Annotated in this window: 12 protein-coding genes and 1 pseudogene; 5 read left to right on the top strand and 8 right to left on the bottom strand. The window is 66.3% G+C overall.

The window, feature by feature from the left end:
• Nucleotides 1–36 precede the first annotated feature (36 nt).
• From cmk to QFZ33_RS09450, 7 genes are all read right to left on the bottom strand, one after another.
• A complete protein-coding gene (gene cmk / locus QFZ33_RS09480; RefSeq protein ID WP_214854033.1) occupies nt 37–750 on the bottom strand; it encodes a (d)CMP kinase in 714 nt (237 codons plus the stop codon).
• Nucleotides 750–1859: a prephenate dehydrogenase gene (locus QFZ33_RS09475; protein WP_307026867.1), complete on the bottom strand. Its 1110-nt coding sequence runs from the start codon at nt 1857–1859 to the stop codon at nt 750–752. The genes cmk and QFZ33_RS09475 overlap by 1 nt, the downstream gene beginning before the upstream one ends.
• A gap of 3 nt (nt 1860–1862) precedes the next feature.
• Nucleotides 1863–3071, bottom strand: a complete 1209-nt coding sequence (locus QFZ33_RS09470; protein WP_214854029.1) for a pseudouridine synthase — start codon at nt 3069–3071, stop codon at nt 1863–1865.
• A 106-nt stretch (nt 3072–3177) separates the two neighbouring features.
• Nucleotides 3178–3807, bottom strand: a complete 630-nt coding sequence (gene scpB, locus QFZ33_RS09465) for an SMC-Scp complex subunit ScpB (RefSeq protein ID WP_214854027.1) — start codon at nt 3805–3807, stop codon at nt 3178–3180.
• On the bottom strand, nt 3804–4643 hold the full coding sequence (locus QFZ33_RS09460) for a segregation and condensation protein A (RefSeq protein ID WP_307026864.1): 840 nt from the start codon (nt 4641–4643) through the stop codon (nt 3804–3806). Before QFZ33_RS09460 ends, scpB begins: the two co-directional genes overlap by 4 nt.
• 5 nt (nt 4644–4648) lie before the next feature.
• Nucleotides 4649–5548 carry a ParA family protein gene (locus tag QFZ33_RS09455; protein ID WP_214854023.1) on the bottom strand — a complete coding sequence of 300 codons (900 nt, stop codon included), beginning with the start codon at nt 5546–5548 and terminating at the stop codon, nt 4649–4651.
• 240 nt (nt 5549–5788) lie between these two features.
• A complete protein-coding gene (locus QFZ33_RS09450) occupies nt 5789–7129 on the bottom strand; it encodes a cation:dicarboxylate symporter family transporter (protein ID WP_307026861.1) in 1341 nt (446 codons plus the stop codon).
• 140 nt (nt 7130–7269) lie between these two features.
• Between QFZ33_RS09450 and QFZ33_RS09445 the strand changes: the two genes are divergently transcribed.
• Both QFZ33_RS09445 and QFZ33_RS09440 read left to right on the top strand, forming a co-directional pair.
• Entirely contained in the window at nt 7270–8991 is a 1722-nt protein-coding gene (locus QFZ33_RS09445; RefSeq protein ID WP_307026859.1) for a sensor histidine kinase, read from the top strand.
• Nucleotides 8988–9701 (top strand): response regulator, encoded by a 714-nt coding sequence (locus QFZ33_RS09440; protein WP_307026858.1) that lies wholly within the window; start codon nt 8988–8990, stop codon nt 9699–9701. Before QFZ33_RS09445 ends, QFZ33_RS09440 begins: the two co-directional genes overlap by 4 nt.
• A 92-nt stretch (nt 9702–9793) precedes the next feature.
• Here QFZ33_RS09440 and QFZ33_RS09435 read toward each other — a convergent pair.
• A pseudogene (locus tag QFZ33_RS09435) lies at nt 9794–11487 on the bottom strand (DUF222 domain-containing protein).
• A gap of 285 nt (nt 11488–11772) precedes the next feature.
• Here QFZ33_RS09435 and QFZ33_RS09430 point away from each other — a divergent pair.
• From QFZ33_RS09430 to prpB, 3 genes are read left to right on the top strand one after another with little or no spacing between them, the layout of a single operon-like run.
• Complete coding sequence (locus QFZ33_RS09430) at nt 11773–12429, top strand: GntR family transcriptional regulator (protein ID WP_307026856.1); 657 nt, start codon at nt 11773–11775, stop codon at nt 12427–12429.
• Nucleotides 12422–13942, top strand: a complete 1521-nt coding sequence (locus QFZ33_RS09425; protein ID WP_307026854.1) for an MmgE/PrpD family protein — start codon at nt 12422–12424, stop codon at nt 13940–13942. Before QFZ33_RS09430 ends, QFZ33_RS09425 begins: the two co-directional genes overlap by 8 nt.
• Nucleotides 13943–14848: a methylisocitrate lyase gene (prpB, locus tag QFZ33_RS09420; RefSeq protein ID WP_307026852.1), complete on the top strand. Its 906-nt coding sequence runs from the start codon at nt 13943–13945 to the stop codon at nt 14846–14848.
• Nucleotides 14849–14854 lie beyond the last annotated feature (6 nt).

The following is a 14854-nucleotide window of genomic DNA, read 5'->3' as shown; positions in this document are numbered from 1 at the left end:
GTCCCCGCCAGCCCGGTCCGGGGCTTCCTGGCGGAATCACTCATGGTTGATGACCTTCGTGACGATGCGCAGCGCGGCAACCACGGTTTCCTCGAAATCCAGTTCGGACGAATCCAGCGTCACCACGCCGTCCGCCGCCTGGGTGAAGTTCACCACGGTGGAATCCTTCGCGTCCCGCTGGGTCACCTGGGCGGCCAGTTGCTCGGCGCTTTGCGTTCCGCCGAGCTGGATCCCGCGGCGCCGGAGCCGGGCTTCCTCGCTGGCGGTCAGGAGCATGCGCACCTGTGCACCGGGCACCACGACGGTGGTGATGTCCCGGCCCTCCACCACCATGCGGCGGTTGTGCTTTTCGATCAGGGCGCGCTGGCGGCGGATGAGTTCGGTCCGGGCACCGAGCGTGGTGGCGACGGCGCTGACGGCCGAGGAGATGCCCGGTTCCCTGATGGCGTCGGTGACGTCGGCGCCGTCGACCCGCACAAACTCGGTGAGCGGGCTGGTGCTGATGTCCAACGGCAGTTCTTCGGCTGCCAGTTCGACGGCGGCGGCGTCGGCAAGGTCCGTCCCGCGGTCGAGGCAGTACCAGGTGAGGGCCCGGTACATGGCGCCGGTGTCCAGGTAGGCGAGATTAAGGCGGCGTGCCACTTCCTTGCTGACGCTGGACTTCCCCGAGCCTGATGGCCCGTCGATGGCCACAACCAGCGGACGGCCCAGCCGGAGGGCAGGCAAAGTGTCGATCAGTTCCTGTGTCATTACTGAAGTACCCGCCATCCACGGTCGCTAAGTGCTTCTACAAGCAGGTCATGCGCGCTCGGCAGCACCGAGATCTCCACCATGCCCACGTTCTGTCCGGAGGAGTGGTCTAGCCGCAGGTCTTCGAGGTTGACGCCGATCTCACCGATCTCGGTCAGGAGCCTGGCGATCTGGCCGGGCCGGTCATCGACAAGCACTGTGAGCCAGGAATAGGCCTGCGGAGGTCCGCCATGTTTACCCGGAATCCTGGCCTGCCCGGCATTGCCTTCGCTCATCAGCTGGGCCAGGTCAAGACGGGCCCCGGCGGCCGCGGGGTCTTCCAGTGTCCCGATCAGCCGGTTGAGGTCTTCGCGCACACCGTAAAGGATGTCCACCACCTTTCGGGCATTCGCCCCCAGGATCTGGACCCACAGCGTGGGGTCGCTGGCTGCGATGCGGGTGGTGTCGCGGAGCCCGTTCCCGGCGAGGGAAAGGGCATGCATCGGAGTGTCCTGCAGCCGGCTGGCCAGCAGCGAGGACATCACCTGCGGCAGGTGGGAGACCAGGGCCACGGCCCCGTCATGTTCCTCGGCCGTGAACTGCGAAACGAGGCCACCCAGGTCGGTGGCCAGCGCCCGCGCAGCCTGGACCGCCCCGGCCGAGGATTCCTCGGTCGGGCACATGACCCACGGCATGGAGGTGAAAAGCTCGCCCCGGGCGGCGACGGGCCCGGACTTTTCGCGTCCTGCCATGGGATGGGTGCCCACGTAGCGGCTGAGGTCCGCGCCGCGGCTCCGCAGGTCATGCAGGATCGCTGCCTTGACGCTGGCGATGTCGACGACGGTGGCGTCCGGGAAGTCTGCCAGCGCGCGTTCCACAACGTCCGCGGTCACGTCCGGCGGCGACGCGACGACAACGAGTTCAGGACGTTCGTCACGCATGGCAGCCAACGGGAGGCCGGCACCGATGTCGACGGCGACTGCCTGGTTGGTCGGCGACGGATCGGACAGGTACACCGCAACGCCGCGGCCGCGCAGGCCGAGGCCGATGCTGGTGCCGAGCAGGCCCGTGCCAATAACGACGACCGGGCCGTTCAGGTGTCCCCGGCCGTGCGTACGGAATGCCGACATCCCTTACAGCCCCACGGATGCCAGCAGGTGGCCGACTTCCTGCTTGCCGAGGTTGCGGATGCTTCCCTGGCGCTGGTCGCCCAGGCCGATGGGGCCGACCTTGACGCGCACCAGGCGCAATACCGGGAAACCGACGGCGTCGAACAGGCGCCGGACAATGCGGTTCTTGCCGGAGTGCAGCACCACTTCGATCAGGACATGGCCCGGGGTCGAGTCGACCAGGCGGAAGGAGTCGACCGACGCGAAGCCGTCCTCGAGTTCGATGCCGTCCTTGAGCTGTGCGCCGATGCCCTGCGGGAAGGGCCCGCGGACCTGGACCAGGTACGTCTTGGGAACCTCGTAGGACGGGTGCGTCAGGCGGTTGGCCAGCTCGCCGTCGTTGGTCAGCAGCAGCAGGCCCTCGGTGGCGACGTCCAGGCGGCCGACGTGGAAGAGTCGCTCGCCATGGGTGTTGCGGACGAAATCGCTGATGCAGGGACGCCCGTCCGGGTCCTCCATGGTGGACACGACGCCCTTGGGCTTGTTGAAGACCATGTACACGAGCGACTCATCCAGCTGGATGCGGAGGCCGTCCACGTGAATAACGGATGTCTTGGGATCGACGCGCACACCGAGTTCGGTGACTACCTGGCCGTCGACCTCCACGCGGCCTTCGGCAATCATCTCTTCGCAGACGCGCCGCGAAGCCACTCCGGCCTGGGCCATGACCTTCTGCAGGCGGACGCCGTCGGCGTCGTGCAGTTCGGACTGCGGCACGGGGCCACTGGGGCCGCGCTTGCGCGAAGGCTTGCGGACGGCGCCGAGGCTCTGGCCGAACCGTTCGCCGCCGAACGCGCGCGTACCGAAGGTCTTGGCCGCAGCGGAACGCGGCTTGGGCTTGAGCGCGCCAGGAGTGCCGGGCGTCTTTCCGGCCCCGGGCTTGCGTGCTCCGGGCTTCCGGGCTGCCGGCTTGGCGCCGGACTTCCAGTCGCCTGCGGCAGGCCGGCCCGTCTGAGCGGCGGGCGATTCGTCGGGATCGACAAAACGCTCTTCCCGCGGCTTGGGTGCCTTGTACGGGCGGTCGCCGCCCTTGGAGAAGTCCCGCTGGCCGGCGCCGAATCCGCCGCCCCGCGGGCTGGGGGCACCGCGACCTGCGCTGCCCGCTGAATTACGTTCCGGACCTTTACGTCCTGAACTGTTACGTGGTGAACCCTGGCGTCCCGCCTGTGTCATGACCCGTCCTCTGTGATTTTGACCGGCAAAGGTTATCCAAAGACAACACTAGCCAGCCGTGCAGATTAAATCTGCCCTGGTAAAAACTGCGTCGCAGGCGTGCCGCCTACATTCTTCCGGCGTCGTAGAACTCTTCAATTCCTTCAAGCCCCGGAAGGTGCGGTGAAAGCTGAGGCAACTCAGCCACCGAGCCGATTCCCATGCGTTCAAGGAAATACGACGTCGTGCGGTACAGGACAGCGCCCGATTCCGGATCTGTTCCGCCATCCTCGATCAAGCCGCGCTGGGTCAGCGTCCGCACAACAGAGTCAACGTTGACTCCACGAATTGCAGACACCCTTGCCCTGGATACCGGTTGCCGGTAGGCGATGACGGCAAGTGTCTCGAGCGCCGCCTGGGTCAGCCTGGCTGTCTGCCCCTCCAGGACGAAAGTACCGACGACGTCGGCGAATTCAGCCCGGGAGTAGATGCGCCAGCCGCCGGCGACATTCCGCAATTCAAAACCCCGGGGGCTGGAAGGGACTTCATGCTCAGGTCCATTACTGCCAGTTTCCATATCCGGGGCTTTAACAGTATAGCCGTCATAGTCGCGCTGCAGATCCAGCAGCAGCGCCTCGACGGCAGCCACCGTCAGGTTCAGTCCTGCGGCAAGGTCGGTGGCAGAGGTGGGCTCGTCCAGCACCATCAGCACCGCCTCAAGCGCGGCGCGTTCCCGGCCCGCAACTGGATCCGTCATTGCTGCTCCTCGTATTCCTCGCTCAGGTGCTCCCCGCTCCATCCGGTGCCCGCCGCGGTCCAGCGCACAGTCAGGTCTCCCAGCGGCGCCACCTGGTCGAAGGCCACCACCTGGTCCCTGAACAGCTCCAGCAGAGCCAGGAAGCGTGCCACCACAACCAGCGTGGATTCGGCGTCGGCTATCAGTGCGCGGAATGTCAGGGGTCGGCCGTCCTGCAGCCGCAGGCCGATCAGCTCAGCCTGTTCGCGGACGGTCACCGTGCTGCCGTGCAGGTGGGCCACTCCGACCTCCGTCGGTGCCGGGGCCTTTGGCTTGAGCGCTGCCTCGGCCAGTGCCGCGAACTGTGCGGGGCTGTGCTTCCAGACGAGCTCCGGCAGCATCGCTGCGAAGTGTTCCTCGAGGGCCACCTGCCGCGGATAGCGCCGGGACTCCAGTTCCAACGTGGCGTCCATCAGCGCGGCAACCTTCTTGAACGCCTTGTACTGCAGCAACCGGGCAAAGAGCAGGTCACGCGCCTCGAGAAGGGCGATGTCGTCGTCGTCCTCCACTTCACCAGCGGGCAGCAGGCGCGCTGCCTTCAGGTCCAGCAGTGTGGCCGCGATGACGAGGAACTCACTGGCCTCATCAAGGGCCCACTCCTCCCCCAGCTCCTGGAGGTTCCGGATGTACCGGATGAACTCGTCGGTCACCGTGGCAAGAGCCACCTCGGTGATGTCCAGCTGGTGCTTGGAGATCAGCCCCAGCAGGAGGTCGAAGGGGCCGCTGAAGTTGGCCAGGCGTACTTCGAAGCCGGACCGCCTGGCCTCGGCGGGGGGCGTTGCAGGCTCTGCGGTCATCCGGGCTAGGGCGCGCCGCCGCGCGAAATCAGTTCCTTGGCGAGGCGGCGGTAGGCGTCGGCGCCCACATGGTTTCCGGCGTAGCTCGTGATGGGTTCGGCGGCCACAGTGGCGTCGGCGAACTTGATGGAACGCTTGATGACAGTTTCGAAGACCTTGTCCCCGAAGGCTTCCACCAGGCGGCTGATGACTTCCCGGCTGTGCAGCGTGCGGGCGTCGTACATCGTGGCCAGCACGCCGTCCACCTGCAGCCGCGGGTTGAGCCGGTCCTGGACCTTGTCGATGGTTTCGACCAGCAGGGCCACCGCGCGCAGGGCGAAGAATTCGCAGATCAGCGGAATGATCACGCCGTGGGCCGCGGTCAGGGCGTTGACGGTGAGCAGGCCGAGGGAAGGCTGGCAGTCGATGAGCACGACGTCGTAATCGTCCTCGACCTTCTTCAGGGCCCGGTCGAGGACCTGTTCGCGGGCGACCTCGTTGACCAGCTGGACTTCCGCTGCGGAGAGGTCGATGTTGGCCGGCAGCAGGTCCACGTTTTCCACCCCGGTCTGGTGGATGGCGTCCCGGATGTCCACCTTGCGGTCCATCAGGACGTTGTAAACGGTCAGGTCCAGTTCGTGGGGGTTGATCCCGAGCCCGGCGGAGAGGGCGCCCTGCGGGTCGAAATCCACCAGGAGCACGCGGCGGCCGTATTCGGCGAGCGCTGCGGCGAGGTTAATGGTAGAGGTGGTCTTCCCCACCCCGCCCTTCTGGTTAACCATGGCTATGACGCGGGCCGGTCCATGGGAGGACAGCGGCGCGGGCTCCGGAAATTCGCGGTGGGGGCGGCCTGTGGGACCCATGACGGCGTCTTCCAGGTCGAGTTCCGTGCCTTCCAGAGTTGCTGAACCCTGTTCGCTGCTCACGTATCAATCCACACTTTCGATGACGGTGATTTTTCTGCCGCTGTCTGCCAGCGCCCCTGCTTCTTCCACCCCAAGGCTACAGCGCCCGACACGGCATTCCGTGGACCTTGACTTTTGGTGGCGTTTGAGCCTTTACCTTGTACCTGAGGTCGAAGGTTACTGCGCCGGCAGCAATAAAACCGCCCGCACAGGCGGGGCCTGTGCGGGCGGTTTCACTTTGGCTGTACTGGCGCCGGGCCTTTAGGCCTTGGCAGGTACGGCTTTCTCGGGGATTTCGGCCAGGCCGTGGTGGTGGGCGACCATGGTCTGCTCGTCGAAGGGCTCTTCGCCGGACAGGACACGCTCCACCTGGCCGCCGTCGATCTCCTTGACCCAGGTGCCGATCAGGACGGTGGCTACCGCGTTGCCGGTGAAGTTGGTCAGGGCGCGGGCCTCTGACATAAAGCGGTCGATGCCTACGATCATGCCCACGCCGCCAAGCAGCTGGGGTGCGTGGGCCTGGAGGCCGGCCGCAAGGGTGGCCAGGCCGGCACCGGTGACACCGGCGGCGCCCTTGGAGGCGATGATCATGAAGATCAGCAGGGAAATCTGGGCGCCCAGGTCCAGCGGGGTGCCCATGGCGTTGGCCACGAACAGCGACGCCATGGTCAGGTAGATGGCTGTTCCGTCGAGGTTGAAGGAGTAGCCGGTGGGAACCGTGACGCCGACAACCGGCTTGGAGACACCCAGGTGTTCCAGCTTGGCGATGAGGCGGGGCAGTGCGGCTTCGGAAGATGAGGTGGAGAAGATCAGCAGGTATTCCCGGGCCAGGTACTTCATGAGCCTAAAGATGTTGACGCCTGCCACGACCTGCAGCAGTCCGCCCAGGATCACGACGATGAACAGTGCACAGGTGATGTAGAAGGCGATCATGAGGGTGAACATGCTCACGATTGCCTGGAAGCCCGTGGCACCGACGACGGCGGCGATCGCACCGAAGGCGCCAACCGGGGCAAGCCACATGATCATGATCAGGATGCGGAAGACCAGAGCCTGGCCATGTCCGATCGCTTTGAGGATGGGAGCGCCCTGGGGGCCCATCTTCTGCAGGGCGAAGCCGACCAGGATGGCAGCGAGGAGGGTGGGGAGCACCGGAATGTCGCCGGGAATGATGCCAAGCAGGAAGTCGACGGTGCTGTCAGTAGCCGCCTTCTTGTTGGGGTCGTATGGCGTCAGATTAAGCCCTTCGCCGGGGTGGATGAGGTTACCCACCACCAGGCCGATGGCCAGTGCGAACGTGGACATAATGACGAAGTAGCCCAGGGCCAGTCCGCCGACTTTACCAACGGTGGCAGCCTTGGCGATTGAACCGATACCCAGCACGATCGTGCAGAAAATGATGGGGGCGATCATCATCTTGATCAGCTTGATGAAACCGTCACCCAGCGGTTTCAGTGACTTGCCGACCTCCGGGAACAGCAGCCCTACCAGAGCGCCCAGAATAACGGCCGCGATGACGGCCATGTAAAGGTAGTGGGATTTGTCCAGCCCTTTGCGCCCGGCTTTGGCCGGTGCAGCCGACTCTCCTCGTTGAGAAGCCATGATGTGTCTCCTTATGGATAATCTGGAAGACGCTACGGCACAGCCTCTGGGCTCTTCGCGTCGGTCCTTTGTGATTTCCATCATTCGCCACGGAGTGACTTGGCTCACCGTTGCGTTCATATTGGTCATGGGAGGTGTTGATGATCCACCGCTGGAGCATCGCGAGGCGGCTGTTCGTGGCGAACCTGCTGTTCATGCTGGCTCTCACGGCCATCGTCGGGACGGCAGTCTTTGTGGACGCCAGGGACCATGCCTACGAAGAGGCCGGCCGCCGTATGGGGGTCCTGGCAACGTCCATCGCCGATAACCCCCTGGTTCTGCAGGCCGCCGGCGCCGGGAACCCCTCGGCGCAGCTGCAGCCATACGCGCTGAGGGTCATGGCCGACTCCGGAGCCGATTTCATCACCATCATGGCGCCGGACCGGACGAGGTGGACGCACCCGCTGGACGAGGAGCTTGGCCGCCCCTACATCGGTTCAATCGAGGAGGCCCTCAAGGGCCGTGTGTTCACGGAGATCACTGCAGGCACGCTCGGGCCGTCCGTGCGGACGATCGCCCCGGTCAAGGATGCCCGGGGTACGGTTCGTGCGCTCGTGGCGGCCGGTGTGACCGTTAATACGGTGGACGTGGCGGTCTCCGGCAGGCTGCCGGCACTGCTGGCCGTATCCGGCTTCCTGCTTGCGGGCGGATCGCTCGCGTCGTGGTTTCTTGGCCGCTACCTGCGGCGGGTGACGAGGGGGTGGGGTCCCGAGCAGCTGGCCCAGCTCTTTGCCTACTACGAATCAGTGCTCCACTCGGTCAGGGAAGGCGTTGTACTGATTGACCCGGCCGGAAGGGTGGTCATCTACAACGACCAGGCGGCCGAACTGCTGGGACTGGAACCGCGGGAAGCGGAGGACGACCACGCGGACACGCCGCTGCTCGCCGACCTGCCCCTTGCCCCCAGCCTGAAGGAACTCTTTGAGTCGGGGCGCACGGCCCACGACGAAATCCACCTCACCCGAGACGGTGTCTTGGTGGTTAACCAGCGCCCGGCAGTGGGGCCAGGGTCCTCTGCCGGGCGGCAGCGGGGTCCCGTGTTCGGCACCGTTGCCACCATCCGCGACCGGACCGAGATCGAGTCCCTGGGGACCGAGCTTGAGAGCATGCGGACGCTATCCCATGCCCTCCGTGCGCAGACCCACGAGCACGCAAACCGCCTGCACACCATGGTCTCCCTGCTGGAGCTGGGCCGGACTGATGAGGCCCTCGACTTTGCAACAAAGGACCTGGAGCTGAGCCAGCAACTGACGGACGACGTGGTCGGTTCAGTCCAGGAACCGGTGCTTAGCGCACTGGTCATGGGCAAGGCGGCCGAGGCCCACGAGCGGGGCGTCGAGCTGGTGGTCGAGGCGTCCGGGCCGGCCCTCAGCGGAGAGTTGGCCGTACAGGACCTGGTCACGGTCATTGGCAATCTGCTGGACAATGCCATCGACGCTGCCGCCGACGCCCCCGCACCAAGGCGGGTGGAGCTGCTGGTGGACACGGCGGGCGGCGGCCTGGACTTCACAGTGCAGGATTCGGGCAAAGGCATTGACCCAACAGCTGTGGACGACGTGTTCCGCTTCGGTTTCAGCACCAAGACTGCCGGGCCCTTCGGGCGGGGACTTGGCCTTGCACTGGTAAAACAGGCCGTCCAGCGCCTGGCCGGTACCATGAGCATCAGCAACTCGAGCACCGGCGGGGCACGCTTCCACATCGCGCTCCCGGCCAAGATCGCTTCGGACACATTGCTTCCAGACACCATTCCACCGAGCACAGTCCCGTCAAACACATTCCCGGCAAGCACGGCCGCATCGAGCCCCCCGGAGGAGCACGCGTGACAGACATCCGAGTCCTCGTCGTCGAGGACGAGCCCGTAGCGGCTGCAGCACACGCCGCCTACGTGGGCAGGGTGGACGGCTTCACGCTGGCGGGAACGGCCCCGGACGGGCAGTCCGCGCTCCGGATGCTCACAGAGTTTTCCGCCGCTGGCAGCCCGGTGGAGCTGGTGCTGCTGGACATGAACCTGCCGGACCTGCATGGCCTCGACATCGCCCGGCGGATGCGCTCCGCCGGGCACTTCGCCGACATCATCGCAATCACAGCCGTTCGGGAACTGGCGATTGTCCGCAGCGCCGTCTCCATCGGCGTCGTGCAGTACCTCATCAAGCCGTTCACCTACGCAACGTTCGCGGACAAGCTGGAGAGTTACCGGCAGTTCCGTGAGCAGTTGGCAGGACCGGCGGCGGGACGGGCGAAGGCAGCCGCATCGCAGAGCGACGTGGACCAGGCCTTCGCCAGCCTGCGGGCGCCGTCCGAGCTTCCGCTGCCGAAGGGCCTAGCCCCTTCAACGCTCGACGCCGTCCGCGACTTCATGAAGGAACAGCCCGGGGCCGTCTCGGCCAGCGAAGTCATGACGGCCTTGGGGATGTCGAGGGTCACCGCGCGGCGCTACCTCGAGTACCTTGCCGACGCCGGAACCGTCTCGCGCACGGCACGGTACGGGGCTCCGGGCCGCCCTGAGAACGAGTACCGCTGGTCCCGCGCCTGATCACTGACGGGCAGGGTGGGTTTTGCAGCCCTTCGGCAGTCCGACGCTTACGCACCCGAGTAAAGGAAAGGCACCGGAACCGAGATCCGTCCTCAGGCGGCCGCGGGTGAGGACCAGTAAGGCCAGGGATCCAAAGGCAGCGGTGGATCCAGGTCGTCGGGTCTGTCCGGCGGCTCCAGCCAGTCTTGCGGCTCCGGGCAATCCTGCGGGTCCGGCCAATCCTGGCCGGGTGCTGGTTGGGGCCAGTTCTGGCCGGGTGGCCGTTCCTGCCAGTCCGGCGGTTCCGGCCAGTCCGCGACGTGTGGTGGTTTTGGCCAGGTGGGTGGTTCCCAGTCCTGGTATTCGGCCGGGTAGGACCGGCCCGAAGGTGAGACCCAGCCCGGTGGGGCGTCCCGGGTGGCACCGACCGTTCTCCATGGCGTGGTGTGTTTCAGGCGGTGGTGTTTCGGGCAGGGCTGGCCAAGATTGGCGACGCCGGTGCCGCCGCCGTCGGACCAGGCAAAGATGTGGTCCGCGTCGTTGTCCAGGGAGTGGTTGTTGCAGCTGGGGAACGTGCACTTGGCGTCGCGGAGCCGCAGCCATTGGCGCATCGGTTTCGTCAGCCGGTAGCTGGTGCGGCCGATCTCCAGCGGCGCCCCCGTCCCGCGGGTCGGTCAACACCCGCAGGAACGACGTCCCGCCGTCGGCGACGAGCCGACGGGCCACGGACGGCGGAATCGGCCCAAAACCATCCAGCGTCGCCGGCTCCTCGGTCAGGCCAAGCAGCGAAAACACCGGAACCGTGACCAGGACCTGCGCCGCCGGGGACGGCACACCACCGGCTGGCACCTCACCGGACCGGACACCACCGGCTGGCAGCTCATCGGCCGGGACGGAGCCTGCCGGAAGGGAAACTGCGGGAGGGGAAACTGCGGCCGGGCCTTCAGCCCCGCCCTCAACCCCGGAACCCGCCCTGAGCAGCCGCGCGGCGGCGGCATCGACCCGCAGCTGGGTCAGGGTTCGGGATTCGGTCGGGCCCGGCATGGCGCGGGCGGCGGCGGTGGTGCGGTCCCAGATCCCGGCAGCCTGGTCCGCCGGCAGGTACGCCGACAGCCAGGCCATGCCGTCCCGGTCCGGAACGTACTACAGCCGCCGGTCCTTCGCACTGTTACGGTGCCGGGTTTCGATGCTGACCGGGTGGTGCCGTTCCCGCCAATAGCGTGCCTTGGCCCGGAAACGTGCCGGCGTCAGCTCCCCGGCCGGGCAACCCCGCGCAGCCCCTGGCGCATCCGGGTCCAGGAAATGCGCCTCAAACGCCGAGGCCGCTTCGGGTTCAGCCCATCGGTTTCATCGCACATAATGCGCCCGTGCTGCCAAGACAATGTCCCTGACCCCAGCGCGGCCAGCGTCAACGGCAAATCCCTGCTCAGCCTGGCGGATTCCTCCAGAGACCGTGCCGCCGACCCCTCGCTCACGGTCAGCGCGCCTGCCACCTCCGCTGTCACGGACATCTCTAGGGCGGCTTGATCCTGCACAGACGCGTCAGGCGGCGCCATCGCCGCCTCCGCAGCAGCGAATCCGGCCCGAGGTGCACCTTCACGGCCGCAAGCTTGGCTTCCATCCTGGCCGCCTCGGTCAGGCCGGTAAGGAAGGCATTCGCCCGCTCCTGCAGAGGATCCGGCTGATCCGGCAGCGGATCCACGCCCGCCAGGCCCGGATCATCAGTCCTGCGGAGCTCGGCAGCCAGCGCCGCGGCAGAGGCACCAATAGCCTCCAACGCCCCCACAGCTGCCGCACTGTTTTCCATACCCACAGCATGACAGCGGGGTGTGACAAAAACGCCGGCCATGGGACACCCTCTCATTCAACACCCGCCTGCCGTCCCAAGCACTGGGGATCACGCGATGCCGGACCGTGACTCCAGAGAACGGCGAGGCAGGAGGCCCCTCGGCGAGGACGGCCCTAGTTCAGCCAACATGTTCACCTATGTATACATGTGACTAGATTTCGGGGACGGGTCGCGGACATCACTAGTCAAAAACTCTGCCAGTGTATACACTCATGGTAAATCGGAACGACGGAAGGAGGCGGAATGCGTGCCAGTGACAGGGCCTATGCGGCACTGCGCGATGACATCATCGAATGGCGTCTCCTCCCCGGCACGGTACTCGCCGAGGTCGAGCAGTCCGCCCGGCTGGGAATCTCCCGGACGCCACTTCGCGAGGCCCTGAGCCGCCTAACGGCGGAAGGGCTGACGACGGCGGGCGGCCGCGGCGTCGTCGTCACCGATATCTCACTGGACGACATTGACGAGCTGTTCGAGCTCCGCGAAACCCTCGAGGGCAAGGCTGCCGCGCTGGCGGCGCAGCGCGGCGATGCCGCCATTTTCCGCGGACTGCGGGAAGAACTGCTGGACGCACCCGCCCTGCTCAACTCCCCGGACCCCGGCCGGCACGACTATTACGAGCTCGTCGGCCGCCTGGACGCCGCCATCGACGCGGCCATCTCCAACTCCTACCTGGCGCAGGCCATGCGGAGCCTGCGCGTCCACCTGGTCCGGGTCCGCAGGCTGGCAGCCGACGACCACGCCCGGCTCACAGCCGCGGCAGCTGAACATGCCGCCATCGCCGAAGCGATAGCGGCCGGCAACCCAAGGCTTGCCGAGGCCGCCACCACCGTCCACCTGCACCGCAGTCTTTCCCACGTCAAAGCCGTCCACACATCCGTCCAGAAGGAGCCCCATGGTTAAGGAACACCACGTCCGCGTGTACAAGAGCGAGGAAAACTTCGCCCGCGAGGACCAGCTGGCGCACAAGATCGCCATGGTCGCCGCCGACACAGTAGAGGTCACCGACGACGTTACGGACATGGTCATCAACCGGATCATCGACAACGCCTCCGTTGCGGTCGCCTCGCTGAACCGCGCCCCCATCGTTGCGGCCCGGGCCCAGGCCCTCACGCACGGCCCGTCCAGCGGCGGCAAAGGGGCCAAGGTCTTCGGCATCGGCGAACGTGTCTCCCCGGAGTGGGCGGCGTGGGCCAACGGCGTGGCGGTCCGTGAACTGGATTACCACGACACGTTCCTCGCCGCCGATTACTCCCACCCGGGCGACAACATCCCGCCGATCCTCGCCGTGGCGCAGCATGTGGGTTCCAGCGGGAAGGACCTGATCCGGGGCATCGCCACGGGCTATGAGATCCAGGTGAACCTGGTGAAGGCGATCTGCCTGCACAAGCACAAGATCGACCACGTGGCCCACCTTGGCCCCGCCGCGGCGGCCGGCATCGGCACTCTCCTCGGTTTGGATGTGGAAACGATCTTCCAGTCCGTGGGCCAGGCCCTGCATACGACCACCGCGACGCGGCAGTCCCGCAAGGGCGAGATCTCCACGTGGAAGGCGCACGCCCCCGCGTTCGCCGGCAAGATGGCCGTCGAGGCGGTGGACAGATCCATGCGCGGACAAACCTCCCCGGTGCCGATCTACGAAGGAGAGGACGGCGTCATCGCCTGGCTGCTGGACGGCCCGGACGCCTCCTACGAGGTTCCGCTGCCGACACCCGGGGAAGCCAAGCGCGCCATCCTGGACACCTACACCAAGGAACACTCGGCCGAATACCAAGCCCAGGCCTGGATCGACCTCGCCCGCAAGCTGAACAAGGAACACCCGGAGGCGACCGATCCTGCCAACGTGAAGTCCGTCCTGATCAAGACGAGCCACCACACCCACTACGTGATCGGCTCCGGCGCCAACGACCCCCAGAAGTACAGCCCCGCTGCCAGCCGGGAAACCCTGGACCACTCCATCCCGTATATCTTCACCGTCGCGCTGCAGGACGGGGCCTGGCATCACGTGGACTCCTACTCCCCAGAACGCGCCGCCCGACCCGACACCGTGGAGCTGTGGCAGAAGGTGTCCACGGTGGAGGATCCGGAGTGGACCCGCCGCTACCACTCCCTGGACATCAGCGAAAAGGCCTTCGGCGGTTCCGTGGAAATCACGCTCACCGACGGCGCCGTCATCCGGGACCAGATCGCCGTGGCCGACGCCCACCCCCTCGGCGCCCGCCCGTTCACCCGCGAGCAGTACGTGAACAAGTTCCGCACGCTGGCTGCCGGGCTGGTGACGGAGGACGAAATCGAAAGGTTCCTTGCCGCCGTCGAACGCCTCCCGGAACTGGCGGCAGGCGAGCTGGACCAGCTCAACATCGCAGCGGCGCCTGGCATCATCGACCTCAACGCAGCGCCCAAGGGACTGTTCTAGATGCTGTACTCAAAAGCCACCCCCGAGCAGAAGCGGCTTCGCTTCCGTGAACTGCTGGCTTCCGGAACCATCCAGCAGTTCCCCGGAGCGTTCAACCCGCTCTCGGCCCGGCTGATCGAGGAGAAGGGCTTCGCCGGGGTGTACATTTCCGGCGCCGTCCTAGCGAACGACTTGGGCCTGCCGGACATCGGGCTGACCACGCTCACCGAGGTGGCCACCCGGGCAGGACAGATCGCCCGGATGACCGACCTGCCCTGCATCGTGGATGCGGACACCGGGTTCGGCGAGCCCATGAACGTGGCCCGCAGCGTGCAGGAACTGGAAAACGCCGGGCTCGCGGGCTGCCACATCGAGGACCAGTTCAACCCCAAGCGCTGCGGCCACCTCGACGGCAAGAACGTCGTGGACCTGGACACCGCCACCAAGCGGATCCGCGCCGCGGCGGATGCGCGGCGGGACCCGAACTTCCTGATCATGGCACGCACCGACATCCGTGCGGTAGAAGGTCTGGAAGCAGCGAAAGACCGGGCCAGGGCCCTCGTCGAGGCCGGCGCCGACGCGATCTTCCCGGAAGCCATGGCGGACTTGGCGGAGTTCCAGGCTATACGCGACGCCGTGGACGTGCCGATCTTGGCCAACATGACCGAGTTCGGCAAGAGCGACCTTTTCACCGTGGACCAGCTGCAGGCTGTGGGCGTGAACATGGTGATTTATCCAGTGACCCTGCTCCGTAGTGCCATGGGGGCCGCTGAGCGTACGCTGGACTCAATTAAGGCTGACGGAACGCAGGAAGCGCAGGTAGGGAGCATGCTGACGCGCGCGCGGCTGTACGACCTGGTGGATTACGAGGCCTACAACCGCTTTGATACCGGTGTCTTCAACTTCCGGATCCCCGGAAACGACTGACGCCCA

The sequence above is a fragment of the Arthrobacter globiformis genome (assembly GCF_030815865.1).
Classification (GTDB): domain Bacteria; phylum Actinomycetota; class Actinomycetes; order Actinomycetales; family Micrococcaceae; genus Arthrobacter; species Arthrobacter globiformis_B.
The sequence above is the reverse complement of the archived record's forward strand: the minus strand, read 5'-3'. Positions and strand labels throughout refer to the sequence as shown.

What these genes read in the sequence shown, in the direction of transcription:
- cmk (WP_214854033.1), bottom strand. Translation starts at nt 750, where the DNA reads ATGACACAGGAACTGATCGACACTTTGCCTGCCCTCCGGCTGGGCCGT.
- QFZ33_RS09425 (WP_307026854.1), top strand. Translation starts at nt 12,422, where the DNA reads ATGGTTAAGGAACACCACGTCCGCGTGTACAAGAGCGAGGAAAACTTC.
- QFZ33_RS09460 (WP_307026864.1), bottom strand. Translation starts at nt 4,643, where the DNA reads ATGACCGCAGAGCCTGCAACGCCCCCCGCCGAGGCCAGGCGGTCCGGC.
- QFZ33_RS09475 (WP_307026867.1), bottom strand. Translation starts at nt 1,859, where the DNA reads ATGTCGGCATTCCGTACGCACGGCCGGGGACACCTGAACGGCCCGGTC.
- prpB (WP_307026852.1), top strand. Translation starts at nt 13,943, where the DNA reads ATGCTGTACTCAAAAGCCACCCCCGAGCAGAAGCGGCTTCGCTTCCGT.
- QFZ33_RS09470 (WP_214854029.1), bottom strand. Translation starts at nt 3,071, where the DNA reads ATGACACAGGCGGGACGCCAGGGTTCACCACGTAACAGTTCAGGACGT.
- QFZ33_RS09445 (WP_307026859.1), top strand. Translation starts at nt 7,270, where the DNA reads ATGATCCACCGCTGGAGCATCGCGAGGCGGCTGTTCGTGGCGAACCTG.
- scpB (WP_214854027.1), bottom strand. Translation starts at nt 3,807, where the DNA reads ATGACGGATCCAGTTGCGGGCCGGGAACGCGCCGCGCTTGAGGCGGTG.
- QFZ33_RS09430 (WP_307026856.1), top strand. Translation starts at nt 11,773, where the DNA reads ATGCGTGCCAGTGACAGGGCCTATGCGGCACTGCGCGATGACATCATC.
- QFZ33_RS09450 (WP_307026861.1), bottom strand. Translation starts at nt 7,129, where the DNA reads ATGGCTTCTCAACGAGGAGAGTCGGCTGCACCGGCCAAAGCCGGGCGC.